Source organism: Geotalea toluenoxydans JCM 15764 (assembly GCF_001311985.1).
GTDB classification, from domain to species: Bacteria; Desulfobacterota; Desulfuromonadia; order Geobacterales; family Geobacteraceae; genus Geotalea; species Geotalea toluenoxydans.
Genome location: NZ_BBCJ01000001.1, coordinates 35,569 through 50,265, shown reverse-complemented (window position 1 = coordinate 50,265; position 14,697 = coordinate 35,569). Strand labels below are relative to the sequence as shown.

The window sequence follows — 14,697 nt, the reverse complement described above, 5'->3', positions numbered from 1 at the left end:
ATGAGGAAGCCTAGATGCAAGGCGCAAGCGAGCGAAAAGCCGAAGCGTATACCTTGTACGGAGAGGTTTTGAGCGAGCGGCAACGCTGCAGATCGGCTCCGCAATAGTTTTACAACAGCCTGTTAAAACAACTGGAGGGAACATGCCAAATGAGTATGCAAGACCTGATGGGGAACTGCTTTTGAGGACTTCGCCCATGCCGAGCGATACCAACGCAAACGGCGATGTTTTTGGTGGCTGGATCATGTCGCAGATGGACATTGCCGGCGGCATGATGGCCATAGAGATAACCTGCGGACGCTGCGTTACCATCGCTGTTGATGCCATGAAGTTCATTAAGCCGGTCAAGGTCGGTGATGTGGTCTGTTGTTACGGTAAAGCAGTCAAGATAGGCAACACCTCGGTGACCATCCGGCTGGAAGTATGGGTAAAACCGGTGTTGCGCGTAACGTGTTACGGGAAGGAACACCCGTTGTTCATGGTTACAGAGGCATCGTTCACTTATGTGGCTGTAGATGATGAAGGACTAAAACGGCCGATTCCCAGGGGTTGACCATTCAGCCATTCTTCCCCTTGGCGCCGGCCTCACCTTCACGCTCACCTTCAACTTTTTCGCCCGGCTCCTTCCCCTCCTCCGAGGAATGCTCAACCGCCGAGTTGATCTCCGCCCCCGCAAGTATGATGAAGCCGCTTATGTAAAGCCAGAACAGAAGAATGATGACCGCGCCGATACTGCCATAGGTCTTGTTGTAGGAGCCGAAATTATTAACGTAGAAGGAAAAGGCCAAAGAAGCGAGGATCCAGACCGGAATGGCAATAACTGCGCCTGGAGAAATCCATTTCCAATTCTGTTCAACGTCGGGCGTAAAGTAATAAATGATGGCTATGGCCAGCACCAGCATGAACAGGGTTGCCGGTGCAATGAGGATATTCCAGAGGATCTCGAAAAAATGGCCTAAATGCGTTATGCCGGCGATGAAGGAACCCAGCTTTGGCCCGAACATGAGGAGCACAAGCGACAGGATGAATAAAACGGAAAGAACCGCCACGAGGGCAATTGCCGTCAGCCGCACCTTCCAGAACGGCCGACCTTCCTGGACCTGGTAAAGCCGGTTCATGATGTCCATGATGGAAGTAATGGCATTGGATGAGGTCCAGAGAGCCAGGACAAATCCCAGCGACAAGAGTCCCCCCTGCTTGTTGCCAAAGAGCGATTTTACATTGTCCTGCACCAGACTGAAAGCCTGCTCCGGAAGAAATCTCTGCATGGTAGTGAGGATGAAATCCAGCAGCCCGGGTATGGGGAGGTATCCGATCAGTGTGGTGAGAAACAGAAAAAACGGAAACAGGGCAAAGAGTAGATAGTAGGCCATGGCGGCGGCATAGGCAGCACATCCGTGATCAGTCACCTGTGCATAAACCCGCTTGCCAAGTTCCTTGTAACTTAGGTCACCCAGCTTGAAGTAGCGACGAAATGAAAACATATGCGCTCCTCTGGTCAAGATGGCTGTACAAACAACAGGGGCAGGCTCGCAAAGTTCAGATTCTCAGTTTCAGAGCTAAAGGGACAAGTTGAGAACGGCTGACGACGTCCACTTTTTTAAAGATACGGCTTATGTGCGTCTTCACCGTCTGTTCACTGATGCAGAGCCTTTGGGCTATCTCTTTGTTTTTCAACCCTTGGGCAATAAAGGCCACTATGTCCTGTTCCTTCTTGCTGAGATTGGCACGACCTGCGGGCTTAAGATGAGACGGCTGATTGTGAAGCAAGGCCTTGATCTTGTCGTTGTCAATCCAGATTTGTCCTTTGTTCACCGTATGCAGAGCTTTGGAAAACATTTCAGGAGGGGTATCCGTTGAGATGACACCATAAAATTTATGATGCAGAAGCAGCGAGATAAGTTCATCCTCCGGCAAGCCGGTATCAATGAGAATCATCTTTGCGTTTGGCCAATGGGACTGCGGGTCCTTCGCCAGGGCATGGACGTCCACCACGATGTGATGGGGATCAAAAACATGGCTTGATCTGCTGTCAGTGGCGACAAAGGTCTCAAAAGACGGATTGGCGCTGATGACATCCTGCAGCGCTCTTCCCAGAAGAGCGCTGCCCAGATTGATCAGAATTCTTGTCTTACCTGCAGAAGAAATATCCATGATCCCCCGCTCAGTTTTACTCCGGTAATATGCATTTATTTCAGCGGCTGGCAGAGGTTACTTCCCTCTCAAATCCCGGCAATATCGCTTTGAAAAAAGCATTGGTAACCAGCTGCGCCAAGACCTGCCAGGTGCTCGTCTGCGGTTTTGTCACCGGCCCGGCAATGTCGACTACGGTAGCAACCTCTTCCCTCGGTCTGTTTTCCAGCAGGTTGGCGACTCCCCCGACCAGCATTTCATAAAGCTTGTGGAAAACGGTCTTTTCCTGGTCTCGCCGTCTGTCATAGACTTTTATGTCCTTGAACAACGGCTTCAGGTAACCGGAAACCCTGTCGTTCCGCACATGAATATCTGCGTAAAAGAGGAAAAAGCCGGCCGACACATCGAAATTGCCATAGGCTCTGAAAAGGTCATTCATGTCTTTGAGCCTGGTATCTTCGATTTTTACCTGCAGATCAAGGTCTGGCCCGTTTTTTTCGGGCCTGAACTCTGCGGAAGCCTTCGTTATCCCGCTCCCCATGAATTTGCCTGACAGTTCAGCCTTAGCCGGGCCTTCGATGAAGTGATTGGTCAGGTTCGTCATGGAAAAATCAGTCTCGGCAATAAACACACGATAGGGGGGGTCGGCATCCTTGTTGATAACGCCGATGTTGCTCCCTGTAAGCCTCATTCGGTCGATGCGCAGCTGTATCTCCGGCTTGTTGCTCACCTTGCCCGCGGCCTTGCCAACTTTCTTTGCCCTTTTCTTCTCTGCTTTTGCAGTAGCTGCCGAATGGACATAATCCATCTCCAGCCCTTTAAATTGCAGATCCTTTACTTGGACACCGGCTATTGTCGGAGAATATTCCATATTTCCGGAGAGGGAGAGCACGCCCTTGCGAACGGAAAGATTAATGTGGGAAGCCACCGGCTTGAAATAATCAAGGGGTACTTCCTCCAGCTTGAATGTCCCTTTGATGCCGGGCACAGGCTGTGAAAGAAAATTTGCATTACCGTCGAACTGTCCCCTGCCTGACCCGAAAATGACGGTATCCATGTGCAGAGAAGAGGGGTAAACCTTGTTCTTTCCCCGGACATTGCGGATGTTGCCGGCTGTTATATTTAAATTAGTCAGATGCAGGGGTTTGCCGGCATCCTTGTCCACATAGGTAACGGAAGCATTCCGGATGACAAAATTGTTTATCTTTAACGGAGAAACCGCCTCAATGGCCTCCTGCCAACCACGGTCCTTCAACTTTTCTTTACTGGCCGTCTCACTCTTTAACTGCTGCAGGTCTATATGCATCATGGGACGATCGATACCAATTGTCGCCACCACTCTTCCATACAAGAGGTCACGCCAGCTTATGGAGCCTTTGGCGTTTGGAATTACAGCAATGGGTGGAACAGGATGGGCATCCTGTAAAACTTTCAAACCATCCAACGTCACTGTCCCTCCCACCAGTTGCAGGTGCATTCCGGAAAGGCTGATGGAATATCCCTTGAGGTGCTTGTTGGCTGTTTTTTCCGTATAGCGGCGCAACGGCTCGTCGAGAAAAAATGAGGCCACATATAGCACTACTGCAACAAACAGCAGAATACTGAAAACCCACAGCAAGGCCTTCTTAAATCGCTGCTCTCCCACAGGTTTTCCGGAAACATGATCTTTTGAATTATCCTCGGAATTGTTTTGCTCGGCCACGGTCTCCCCATTATTTTTGCAGCAGCGTTACATGACTTGGAAGAATCACCATTTTTACTCTACCGGTAAATTAGAACATGTCAATTAACAACAGGGGCGAGATAGGCCTGACAAGAAAAACGCTATTTGCAGAACAGATCCTGAAAATAGCGCCTTGATAAGGAGGTTTTAAAGGGATAAATATAGGAGTCTGTCGGACTTAGGAATGAATCTGCTGCGAGAATAGCAGAACGGTCCATATTCCCGGAAATTTTCGACCAATAGGTCCACTATTCGTCTTCAAATTTCCGTAAATCTGTCCTCGACCTGCTATCCTCTCGCTACGATCCCCTAAGTCAGACAGACTCCTAGGTTTTTGGGCAACTAAAGCACAGTTACCTGCTTTGCAGCGATGATAGCGGGCAGCTATAAGCTCCCCCTCTCCTTCCTTGTCCGTCGGTTCGTAAAGGGAAAGTTCCGGTTCACTGGAGCCCCAGCCACGACCTCTGACCGGAAGGACGTTTGCACTGAAGGACGTAGATCTGCCCAGCCTGATATATTCCCGGGTTGCAAAATTCACCCCCCATATGCCATCTCCGGAAACATCGTCAATGATGGGGGAAGAGGTCCAGTAGACTGCACCTTCAATGCCGTTGAAACCCAATTTCTTCAGTAGAGCTGCCATATCGCTGGCTGCGTTCCACCTTGCAAAATCAAGCAGGCTTTCAACCTCGTCCCTGCGTGGAATTCGCCAGTCGGAATAGCCGCTGAAACGCCCCTTGTTAAGTCCGATGACATAGCGTCTGGCCTTGTGCCAGTCACAATCGGTGGCATCATGGGGATTGTCCTGCAGCCAATAAATGGCTTTGCCGGTGTCCCTCACTACTTTTTGTCTTACTACAAATTTTTCAGCTATGTTTTCAGCAACCGGGTCCGCAACATAACTGGAAGAAGCGTCGTCCGGCGATATCCACGGAGGCCTGTCGATGACCTGCCACCCGAAAGAGTCCAGACATTGCCTGAGCCCGTTCAGGCCCGATTCAACATTTCCGGCACCGACAGCTTGGCTATAACGTTTTCTGCCACCATGCCGCTGAATTCTGCCTTTGCCAGCAAGCCGGAATATCCCCCCTCAGCTCCGCATTTCTTCAGCGCTGTTTCCAGGTCCCCCGGTACAGCTCCGAAAGGCCCGGCAAACTGGAGTTTCGGCCGCCAGCCGCGGGAAAGAAGACAATTGTTGGTAGCAACGCTGGTATTATGTTCGATACCATAAAGGGCAGCCATGGAAAGCCAGAACATGGTGCGATCCGGTAAGGCCCTGGCGCCTGCAGCACGGCACAGGCCAACATCCTGTCTCAATGACGCAACAGTCTTTTCATTAAGGTCGTATACGGTAAAGGTGCTGTGAGTGACACTGCATCCATAAAAAGATACAATCGGCAAAAATAGAAACAACAGAACGATTACGCGCCGGGAACAGGTAAGAAGAGTATGAAAAGGGGAAAAGACCGAAGGAAGAAATGAATTCAACATAGCGTGCCCTCCTTTTAATAAAAAGTAACGGCGTTGCCTATTGAATGTATCGGCTGACAATGAAGATTAATAAGCACAAAAATATGTTAGTAGAGGGGGCAGGACTACAAGCCCCCACAGCTAACATTGGATGTGCCTCAACGAAAGAAATTATATCACTTGGAACTGCAATGGCTTTTTCAATGGTGAATTATGAGGAATGAAAAGCGTTTTTTATGGGACCAATGACCGGCAAGTGACCACCATCACCTTAGCCCTTAAAAAGCTGTGCTCCAACGGCCATGGGTGTTGATTTTTTTCCGAAGCCATGGCAGCCTTGAATGATCCGGAACAAGGAGCAGCTTCATAGCATGATGAGAAAAACCGTACTTTACGCCATTATCATTGCCGGTGTCTGCATTTCGGGCGCTGTTTTTCTGACCGCAAGCCCCACGGGCAATAGGCTTTTCGGCAAGGACTCAGCCCCTGCAAAGCCCCAGCTTTTCCGCTATGCATCTCTTGCCGGCCTGGACCTCTTCCGTTATGTCTGCACTACTGCCGGGCTCCCCCCCTCATCAGGCGGCGATCTTCTCCTGCAGGACGGCAACATCGCACGACTTTCCCTGCATGGGGATCTTCAGGCAGGCTTGCGTGCCGTGATGGAGAAAAGCAGGGTCCCCTATGCCGTCTTTATCGCCATAGAACCGAAGACCGGACGAGTGCTGGCCAGTGTCTCCCATTCATCCCTGTCGACGGAGTGGGAGAATCGCGCCCCATTCACCGGTTATCCCATGGCCTCCCTGTTCAAGGTAGTCACTGCAGCAGCAGCCTTCGAGTCCGGTAAGGCCAATGCGCTCACCCCACTTCACTTCCGCGGCAGGGCATCTTCGGAAAGCCCGAGCCGATGGGGCAAGCCGGGGCGAGGCGGAGATACCACCCTTCCCTTGTGCAATGCCATGGCACGTTCGGTAAACCCGGCCTTCGGCAGGCTTGCAGAGGAATGTCTCGATATGTCGATGCTTGCTTCGACGGCTAAACAGTTCGGTTTCGGCACCGCCCCGTTCGGTGGCAATTTCATTGCCACAGAGGAACTTCCCACACCCTCCACCAGTGGCGAGCTGATGCGCATGGCGGCCGGACTCGATTACCGGATCAAGATTTCCCCCTTCCATGTGGCCATGATTTTTGCCGCACTTGGCAATGGGGGAACAATGCCCGTTCCCTCCTTCGTCGACACTATCCATAAACCCGGGGGAAAAGAGATTTACCAGATGAAACCATCCCCTCTTTTTACAATGACTTCACCACATGTGGCCGGTGAGTTGATCCGCTCCATGTCCGGCACGGTCATTACCGGGACGGCGAAGACTGCTTTCAGGGATAGCAAAGGCCTTCGCTACCACAGCCTTATTCCAGTAGCAGGCAAAACCGGTTCCATCATCGGCTATGATCCCCGTGGTCATTACAACTGGTTTGCCGGCCTCGCCCCGGCAGACAATCCCCGGATAGCCTTTGTCGCCCTCACCATAAACGGCGATCTGTTGAGGCTGCGTGCCCCGCAACTGGGCCGCGCCGCCCTGGATATCTTTTTCGCCGGCAAGTAAGATCTTTGTCCCATCCCCCTCCCCATGCCGGTAAGGTGACTTACATCACATCAAAATTTTGCACCTCCCCGTAATCTGAACATACTCCCGCTATCGCTTCGGCAATAATCCACTGCGGGGTTTGCTGCGTTGCCGCACACGGGAAACCAGCCACCTTCCACAAGGCTGGTTTCTTCCTTGCTCGGGCCTTGCATCACGACCTCTCATTGCATTTTTAACAAGCAGTTACTTACATCAATCAACCACAACACCGGTGGCAAAAAAAGGTCCTGGAGGTATGTAACCCGTGCATCGCATCAAGTCCGAAGCTTCACCAACAGCAGTTTTCCGTCTGGCCCTCTTCATTTTTGCAGTTTTTCTCATGGCATCCCACATCTGTGCCGGTCACTCCATGGCAGCCCAGGCAACACTGTCATGGGACCCTACCACTACCTACGCAGACGGAAGCCCTCTGACCGCTGTGGGAGGCTACCGGTCCATGCCGGAACGGCCCCCGGCAGCTATTCCCAGAATATCAACGTGGGTAATGTCAATTCCTACACCTTCACCACCTTGAACGACGCCACCACCTACTATTTCGCCGTTACCGCCTACGATACCGCCGGTCTGGCCAGCGCCTTTTCCAACGAACTGCTCTACACGACACCGACACCGCCGCCCGCAGTCCCGGTTTATACCCTGTCGGCATCGGCAGGAGCCGGCGGCTCCATAACGCCTGCCGGTTCGCTGGTTCTCTCCCAGGGGATGAGCCAGTCCTTTAGCATCACCCCGGCCACCGGCTACAGGATTTCCGCAGTTACGGTAGATGGCGTATCGGTGGGGGCAGTTACCACCTATGCCTTCAGCAATGTCACCGCCAACCACACCATTCAGGCCACTTTCGTAGCCGCCGGCAGTACCCTGAAGTCTTTTGCCGCCAACAGCGGCGGTGCGGCATTCACCGATGCAACCGGATTGATTTACGGTGCCGACAGCGCCTTCAGCGGCGGAAGTGCCGCAAAAACAACAGCCGCAATCGGCGGCACCACCGACGATACCCTCTACCAGAGCGAGCGTTACGGCAATTTCTCCTACAGCATCCCCGTGGCTAACGGCAACTACTCACTAACACTCAAATTCGCCGAGATTTACTTCTCTGCCGCCGGCCAGCGGGTCTTCAGCGTCACCGTCAACGGTCAGACCGTCATCAGCAACCTGGACATCTACGCCAAGGTGGGCAAAAACGTGGCCTATGACGTGGTGATTCCGATCAACGTCACCACCGGCGCCGTAACCATCGGTTTCACCAGCACCAGGGACTACGGTAAGATCAGCGCCATCAAGATAAGCCCCTCAGCAGGCATTGCTTCATACGGCATCACAGCTTCCGCCGGAACCGGCGGCACCATAAGCCCTGCCGGCACTACCACGGTCACTGGCGGAAGCAGTCAGACCTATACCATTATTCCGGGCAGCGGGTACAAAATCTCTGCCGTTACCGTCGACGGCACTTCGGTCGGGGCAGTATCCACCTACACCTTTAGCAACGTCACCGCCAATCACACTATTGCGGCAGCCTTCGTCCCGACAACATCGGCAGTACTGTTTGCCGTCAACAGCGGCGGCGCCAGGTTCACCGACTCAACCGGCGCCGTGTATCAGGCTGACGGCAGATTCAGCGGCGGATCTTCCGCCAAGACCACTGCGACCATCGCCGGCACCACCAATGACGTCCTCTACCAGTCCGAACGGTGGGGCAATTTCTCCTACACCATCCCGGCAGCCAACGGCAATTACCTGGTCACGCTGAAGTTTGCGAGATATACTTCTCTGCAGCCGGTCGACGGGTCTTCAACGTAGCCATCAACGGCCAAACCGTCATCAGCAACCTGGACATCTATGCCAAAGTGGGGAAAAACGTCGCCTATGACGTGGTGATTCCGGTCACAGCGACCAACGGCGCCATCACCGTCAAATTCACCAGTACCAAAGATTATGGCAAGGTGAGTGCGATTCTGGTGAAGAGCATGTAGGTTAGAATGCCCATGGATGCTCCTTTTCGCCCCTCTGTTTCACGAGGGGCTTTTTTTATTCGGCAAAAAGTTTCGATGGGGGAGAATCTCTGGGATCCCCCCTCCCTTGATGAATAGGAATACCCATATCATTTGCCTTGTTTCATCTTTTTGGTTATATTTCCCAGACAAACGCCAAAGGTGAGAAATGGTAAAAAAAGACTACCGCAACAACCTTATTGACACGGCCACCCGCCTTTTTGCCGAGCGGGGACTCAAAGGGGTCGGCATCCGCGAGCTTTCCAAAGCTGCAGAGGTCAGCATTTCAATGATCTCCTATCACTTCGGCGGCAAGGAGGGACTTTATTCACTGGTCCTGCAGGAACAGTTCGCCTGTTTCGAGCAGATCGAAACCATCAGGGAGCTGGAGGCCGCACCCCTGGAAAAAATCGAGGCCTACATCCGCTGGAGCATCAGGCGCCACCGGGAATACCCATACCTGATGCGTTTCTATACCAGCGAGCTTACCAATCCCACCCCCTATTTTGCCACCATTGTCGATCCGGCCATCAAGAAAGTCATTCGCATCCTCATGGAAACCGTTGAGGAGGGCATCCGCATCCGCCATTTTCGCCAGGGACTGAGCTGTGGATACGGTGCTGGCATGATAGGCATGGTCAATTACTACTTTCTCAGCACCCTCGCCACCCGGGAAATCGTCAGCCACTCACCCGAAAGGGATGAAGAACTGATCCGCCATTACATGGACCTTTTCGGCAAGGGGATTCTCACCTAGCTCCGTCACACGCCGCCACCGCCACTCTTCCCACTTACTGTATACAAATTTGATTGCAGGGTAATTTTTTAGATGTTAATATCCTCCCCCGAATTCGAACGAACGTTCGACCTGCAATTGATGCAGATATTTCTTACTGAGAAGAGGAGTAGGCAGATGTCGGAAATTCATGACAGAATTAGAAAAACAAGCCTTCACGCCAAGATCACCAAGGTGGAAGAAGTCATTCCGCTGTTCAAGAACGGAATGAATGTCGGTTGGTCCGGTTTTACCCCGGCCGGCTACCCGAAAATGGTCCCCATCGCCCTTGCCGATCATGTGGAAAAAAACGGCCTGCAGGGAAAACTGAAGTTCAACCTTTTCATCGGTGCATCGGTCGGGGTTGAGACCGAAGACCGCTGGGCATCACTGGACATGATCGACCGCCGCTGGCCGTACCAGACCGGCAAGAACATCCAGGCCGGCATCAACGAAGGGCGCATCCGCATGGGAGACCGTCATCTCTCCATGTTTGCCCAAGACCTGGGATATGGCTTTTACACCAAGGATAACGGCGGCCGCCTGGACATCGCCATCATCGAATGTTCCGCCATCACCGAAAACGGCGGCCTGGTCCTCACCGCTTCCTGCGGGGCCGTCCCTGAAATAGTACAGATCGCCGACAAGATCATCATCGAAATCAACACCTCCATCCCCAGCTTTGAAGGGCTCCACGACATCATCGAACCGGTCAATCCTCCCACCGCCTCCCGTTCCTCATCAGCCGGGTTGACGATCGTGCCGGTTCTCCCTACGTGCGCATCGACATCGACCGCATCGTCGCCATCGTCGAATCCAACCGTCCCGACAACGGCCGCTCCTTCAGCGAACAGGATGACACCTCTAAAGCCATTGCCGATAACATCATCGATTTCTTCCAGTTCGAGGTGAAAAACGGCCGGCTGCCGAAAAACCTGTTGCCGCTGCAATCGGGCGTCGGTTCCATCGCCAATGCCGTCATCGGCGGCCTGGCCAATGGACCGTTCAGCGGTCTCAATGTCTGGACCGAAGTGCTCCAGGACACCATGCTCGACTTCTTTGATTCAGGAAAGCTGGACTTCGCCTCCACCGTCTCCCTCTCCTTCTCCGTTGACGGCTTCAAGCGTTTTTACGGCAACTGGGACAAGTATAGCAGCAAGGTGATGATGCGCCCCCTCTCCGTGGCCAACCACCCGGAACCGATCCGCCGCCTGGGATGCATTGCCATGAACACCCCGGTTGAGTTCGATATCTATGCCCATGCCAACTCCACCCTGGTAGGCGGCACCCGCATGATCAACGGCATCGGCGGCTCCGGCGATTTCCTGCGCAACGCCTACCTATCCATCATGCATACCCCGTCGGCACGTCCCACCAAGACCGACCCGACCGGCATCACTTGCGTCGTGCCCCACGTGCCCCACGTGGACCACACCGAGCACGACCTGGACGTCCTGGTCACCGAGCAGGGACTCGCGACCTGCGAGGCCTCGATCCGAAAAGCCGCGCCCAGCTCATCATCGACAAGTGCGCCCACCCGGATTACAAGCCGCTCCTCCAGGAGTACCTTGATATGGCGACCAAGGATTGCATTGCGAGAAAGGCCGGCCACGAGCCCCAGCTTCTGGACCGGGTCTTCAAGATGCAGGTCAACCTGGCCAAGAACGGCACCATGAAGATCGACAACTGGGATATCTGAAAAATATTCCACAGCAGACAAAAAAGGAGCGTTCCCTCGGGAGCGCTCCTTTTTACTTTGCAACCAGGGCTTCAGCTTTTACACTCTCCCTGGATTGCTTCCAGGCCACTGCAAAAGGAATCAGCCGATGCTGCCCATGGTGGCAAGGGCATAAATGAGCTGGGACCGATAGGCGGGTGACGCCCCCCGGTACATGAGGACGGTCCCACCGCACGGGGTGAAGTCCCGCTTGCGCAGGATAAAAGCGGCATTACCATTGGAATCAGGGACGTCGAGAAAGACATCTCCCCGCCCCATCATCGTCAAAGCCTGTTCCAGCAGATTTTCCGCTGCCGGGAGGCTGCGGCAACACCATGGTCCCAGTTGCAGTGCTGTTTCGGAGCCCTGGACCATGCAGAAACCATCAGCAGCACCTATTACCGTTCCTAGTTCTGCTATTTTCCCGATGATGGGGCTTCGATTGTCTCCCCATGCAAGGCAATCGAGTTCTTCAATCAGCTCCAACGCGCTCTCCTGGGGCAGATCCCGGCCATGAACGGTGCCACACCCGCGCCAGCGGGTGATTCTGTCGATGGCCCGAAATCCAAGTTTTTCGTAAAGGGGTCGCCGGCCTGGGAAGCAGTCAACCAGATCGTCTCCGTACCGGCACGATCAAGGGAAGCAATGGCCTGCTCCATTAAGAACCGGCCAAGGCCTTGTCCCCGCAACTCAGCCCGCACCAGCAGATTACCGATCCACCCGCTTTTCCCATACTTCACAGAGGTTACGAAACCGGCGACGTGCTGGTTATGACGCGCCACCCAACACCCTTGGCCAAAGCTCTCCAGGAGAAAATCAAATTCCCACTGCCCGCATTTCCACCCTTCTTTTGCCGCCAGGGCAAGAAGGAGCGGCACCTGGTAAGGGCGAAACGGTTCAATGGTAACCTCAGGCCGCACAGCCGACCTCTGCGACTTTGAAATCAGCGCCGAGCAGCCTACAGCATCGGCTCGACACTGGCGGCAATGCCTGAATTGGCCGATGATCCGCTCGTTTGCGCGTCGCACCTCCTCCAGCTGTGCCTCAGTTGGCGGCAAGTGGGCGGCAAAGTCTGCCTGGGGGATGAGGGGCAGCACGTTCATGACAAATGCCCCCAGTGCCTTGACCTTTTCTGCAATCAGTGGCACCTGCCCGTCGTTGACTCCGGGTATCAACACCGTATTTACCTTGATGGTCATACCGAACTCTGCTGCTTTCTTCAACCCCGCAAGCTGATTAGCAATGAGCATTTCCACCGCCTGGGAGCCGTTCAGTTTTCGACCCTGGTAAAGGATGTGGGAATAGATTTTTGCGCCAACGGCTGGGTCGATGGCATTTATGGTAACGGTCAGGCTGTGCAGCCCCAGTTCCTGGAGCAGGTCGATCTTTTCAGGCAGCAGCAGTCCATTGGTACTCATGCACTTGATCAGATGCGGGAATTCATCCCCCACCTGACGAAAAGTTTCGAAAGTCTCTTCATTTGCGAGGGGATCGCCAGGGCCGGCAATCCCGATAACCTTTATCATGGAGCCAAGAACCTTGCTGGCCATCACCTCGCGCACCTTTACCATGGCCTCTTCAGGAGTGAGGAGCCTGCTGGTCACGCCAGGCCTGGACTCATTGGCGCAGTCGTGACGGCGTGAACAGTAGCCGCATTTGATATTGCAGCGGGGAGCTACCGCCAGGTGCATGCGGCCGTTCTGGTGATGGTTGCCGCCAAAACAGGGATGCCCCTGCATCTTGTTGTTTCCAGAGCATGAATTTGCCATAGAAATTCTCCTTCCGATCATTTGATTTGGACGAAAAAAGCCCGGCAGAAAATATCCACCGGGCTTCATTGCGCTATTGGAAATACGTCGCTGTATTTCCTTATTATTCAGTTTTTCATTATATTGCCAGTATCATGCCAGCCCGGCAGGTGGCCGTTTTCCCGCCTTATGCAAAAATGTTGGGCAGAAATGGCGGCAATTCGACCCGATAATGCCGGATATGATGGCAGAAATGTCCATGATTTAAGCAATCAGGCCGATAGCCCATCGCCCTGCCGTACAAAATGGGCAACGACAACTCCGGCATGCTATATGTAATGGACATCCTGGGAGGAAAATGATCATGGCAAAGATAATCGACGAAACTTCCTTCGTCACTGCCGAAGAAGCGGCAGACAGATTGGGTACGACCAACGTGCAGGTATTGATGCTGATGAGGAATAAGTCCCTGACAGGCAGACTGTGCGAAGGTGAATGGCTCGTCACCAGTGAATCGGTGGCCCGTTGGCAGGCTGCTGCCCCGGAGGAGAGACAATTGAACATCTGCACCGGCTCCTGCACCGGTTGCAGCTGTTCATGAATGCCCAGCTGCGGGAAATCCTTTCCCGAAGCCAGGCCGCTTTTTTGGGACTTGCCATCGGAGATGCCCTGGGCGCGCCGCTGGAATTCATGACCACCGGAGAGATCAAGGCCAAGTATGGGCTTCTCAAAGACCTGGTCGGAGGCGGATGGTTGCGCATCAAGGCCGGCCGTGTGACAGACGATACCGAGATGTCCCTCTGCATCGCCCGGGCAATTGTCGCAGCCGGTGGGTGGGACCTTAAGGGAATTGCCGAAAACTTCGCGGCCTGGCTCAAATCGAGGCCCCTTGATGTGGGTGATACCTGCCGCAAGGGAATCAGGAATTATATGTTGAAAGGAGCGCTTGAAACCTCCTTCAACCAATGGGATGCCGGTAACGGAGCAGTGATGCGTATCCTGCCGGTGGTTCTATCCACCATGGGGGACGGTGGGGAATGTGAGCGACAGGTCATTGCCCAGGCACATCTCACCCACAATCATCCCCTTTCGGACTCGGCCTGCATCTGCCTCGGAAAAATGGTGCAACTTTCCATACAGGGGCACTCAAAACCCCGCCTGCGGAAAGAAGTGGATGCACTGATCGAAGCCCATCCCGGTTTTCGCTTCGAACCATACAAAGGTTTGGCCACCGGTTATGTGGTGGACACCATGCAGACGGTTTTCCATCATTTTTTCAGGGGAAAGGATTTCGAGGATTGCCTGGTGAATACGGTCAACCAGGGTGGGGATGCGGACACAACCGGGGCCATCATGGGTATGCTCGCCGGAGCCTATTATGGCCTGGAAAATATACCGCGAAGATGGCAGAAGAAGATGGACAGTAAGGTCATGGACGAGGTAACGGTGCTTGCCGAGCGTCTGGTCCGGCTATCGCCGCAGTGGGAGCCTTGACTG

12 protein-coding genes and 2 pseudogenes are annotated in these 14,697 nt (G+C 53.7%); 7 read left to right on the top strand and 7 right to left on the bottom strand.

What is annotated here, in order from left to right; all coding sequences use genetic code 11:
• The first annotated feature begins 142 nt into the window (after positions 1-142).
• Positions 143-553, top strand: a complete 411-nt coding sequence (gene yciA, locus JCM15764_RS00250) for an acyl-CoA thioester hydrolase YciA (protein ID WP_054691553.1) — start codon at positions 143-145, stop codon at positions 551-553.
• Positions 554-557: 4 nt separating this feature from the next.
• Here yciA and JCM15764_RS00245 read toward each other — a convergent pair whose 3' ends face one another.
• The 5 genes from JCM15764_RS00245 to JCM15764_RS00225 all read right to left on the bottom strand — a co-directional run bounded on the left by JCM15764_RS00245 (position 558) and on the right by JCM15764_RS00225 (position 5,347).
• Positions 558-1,484 carry a YihY/virulence factor BrkB family protein gene (locus JCM15764_RS00245; protein ID WP_054691551.1) on the bottom strand — a complete coding sequence of 309 codons (927 nt, stop codon included), beginning with the start codon at positions 1,482-1,484 and terminating at the stop codon, positions 558-560.
• A gap of 55 nt (positions 1,485-1,539) precedes the next feature.
• The gene (locus tag JCM15764_RS00240; RefSeq protein WP_054691549.1) at positions 1,540-2,154 is read right to left on the bottom strand and encodes a response regulator transcription factor; all 615 of its coding nucleotides are present in this window, start codon (positions 2,152-2,154) and stop codon (positions 1,540-1,542) included.
• Positions 2,155-2,194: 40 nt separating this feature from the next.
• Positions 2,195-3,835, bottom strand: a complete 1,641-nt coding sequence (locus JCM15764_RS00235; protein WP_054691547.1) for a DUF748 domain-containing protein — start codon at positions 3,833-3,835, stop codon at positions 2,195-2,197.
• 199 nt (positions 3,836-4,034) lie between these two features.
• A complete protein-coding gene (locus JCM15764_RS00230; RefSeq protein WP_054691545.1) occupies positions 4,035-4,697 on the bottom strand; it encodes an Lcl C-terminal domain-containing protein in 663 nt (220 codons plus the stop codon).
• 146 nt (positions 4,698-4,843) lie between these two features.
• Complete coding sequence (locus JCM15764_RS00225; RefSeq protein WP_054691543.1) at positions 4,844-5,347, bottom strand: hypothetical protein; 504 nt, start codon at positions 5,345-5,347, stop codon at positions 4,844-4,846.
• Positions 5,348-5,697: 350 nt separating this feature from the next.
• Between JCM15764_RS00225 and JCM15764_RS00220 the strand changes: the two genes are divergently transcribed.
• The 4 genes and pseudogenes from JCM15764_RS00220 to scpC all read left to right on the top strand — a co-directional run bounded on the left by JCM15764_RS00220 (position 5,698) and on the right by scpC (position 11,434).
• Positions 5,698-6,930: a penicillin-binding transpeptidase domain-containing protein gene (locus JCM15764_RS00220; protein ID WP_054691541.1), complete on the top strand. Its 1,233-nt coding sequence runs from the start codon at positions 5,698-5,700 to the stop codon at positions 6,928-6,930.
• Between the two features lie 414 nt (positions 6,931-7,344).
• Positions 7,345-8,942 (top strand): annotated as a pseudogene (locus JCM15764_RS00215) (malectin).
• Positions 8,943-9,129: 187 nt separating this feature from the next.
• Positions 9,130-9,717 (top strand): TetR/AcrR family transcriptional regulator, encoded by a 588-nt coding sequence (locus JCM15764_RS00210; RefSeq protein ID WP_054691538.1) that lies wholly within the window; start codon positions 9,130-9,132, stop codon positions 9,715-9,717.
• Between the two features lie 156 nt (positions 9,718-9,873).
• Positions 9,874-11,434, top strand: a pseudogene (gene scpC / locus JCM15764_RS00205) (succinyl-CoA:acetate CoA-transferase ScpC).
• A gap of 120 nt (positions 11,435-11,554) precedes the next feature.
• Here the strand turns inward: scpC and JCM15764_RS00200 are convergent.
• Positions 11,555-11,938 carry a GNAT family N-acetyltransferase gene (locus JCM15764_RS00200; RefSeq protein WP_054691536.1) on the bottom strand — a complete coding sequence of 128 codons (384 nt, stop codon included), beginning with the start codon at positions 11,936-11,938 and terminating at the stop codon, positions 11,555-11,557.
• The gene (locus JCM15764_RS00190) at positions 11,929-13,221 is read right to left on the bottom strand and encodes a GNAT family N-acetyltransferase (protein ID WP_279384160.1); all 1,293 of its coding nucleotides are present in this window, start codon (positions 13,219-13,221) and stop codon (positions 11,929-11,931) included. The genes JCM15764_RS00200 and JCM15764_RS00190 overlap by 10 nt, the downstream gene beginning before the upstream one ends.
• Positions 13,222-13,564: 343 nt before the next feature.
• On the opposite strand from JCM15764_RS00190, the gene JCM15764_RS00180 reads away from it, so the two are divergent.
• Together JCM15764_RS00180 and draG are read left to right on the top strand one after the other, a co-directional pair.
• Positions 13,565-13,801 carry a hypothetical protein gene (locus JCM15764_RS00180; RefSeq protein ID WP_243688055.1) on the top strand — a complete coding sequence of 79 codons (237 nt, stop codon included), beginning with the start codon at positions 13,565-13,567 and terminating at the stop codon, positions 13,799-13,801.
• Positions 13,798-14,694: an ADP-ribosyl-[dinitrogen reductase] hydrolase gene (draG, locus tag JCM15764_RS00175; protein ID WP_054691528.1), complete on the top strand. Its 897-nt coding sequence runs from the start codon at positions 13,798-13,800 to the stop codon at positions 14,692-14,694. The genes JCM15764_RS00180 and draG overlap by 4 nt, the downstream gene beginning before the upstream one ends.
• Positions 14,695-14,697 lie beyond the last annotated feature (3 nt).

Bases quoted from the DNA above. Each gene is read 5' to 3' on its own strand.
- yciA (WP_054691553.1), top strand. From the start codon at position 143: ATGCCAAATGAGTATGCAAGACCTGATGGGGAACTGCTTTTGAGGACT.
- JCM15764_RS00245 (WP_054691551.1), bottom strand. From the start codon at position 1,484: ATGTTTTCATTTCGTCGCTACTTCAAGCTGGGTGACCTAAGTTACAAG.
- JCM15764_RS00240 (WP_054691549.1), bottom strand. From the start codon at position 2,154: ATGGATATTTCTTCTGCAGGTAAGACAAGAATTCTGATCAATCTGGGC.
- JCM15764_RS00225 (WP_054691543.1), bottom strand. From the start codon at position 5,347: ATGTTGAATTCATTTCTTCCTTCGGTCTTTTCCCCTTTTCATACTCTT.
- JCM15764_RS00220 (WP_054691541.1), top strand. From the start codon at position 5,698: ATGATGAGAAAAACCGTACTTTACGCCATTATCATTGCCGGTGTCTGC.
- JCM15764_RS00210 (WP_054691538.1), top strand. From the start codon at position 9,130: ATGGTAAAAAAAGACTACCGCAACAACCTTATTGACACGGCCACCCGC.
- JCM15764_RS00190 (WP_279384160.1), bottom strand. From the start codon at position 13,221: ATGGCAAATTCATGCTCTGGAAACAACAAGATGCAGGGGCATCCCTGT.
- JCM15764_RS00180 (WP_243688055.1), top strand. From the start codon at position 13,565: ATGGCAAAGATAATCGACGAAACTTCCTTCGTCACTGCCGAAGAAGCG.
- draG (WP_054691528.1), top strand. From the start codon at position 13,798: ATGAATGCCCAGCTGCGGGAAATCCTTTCCCGAAGCCAGGCCGCTTTT.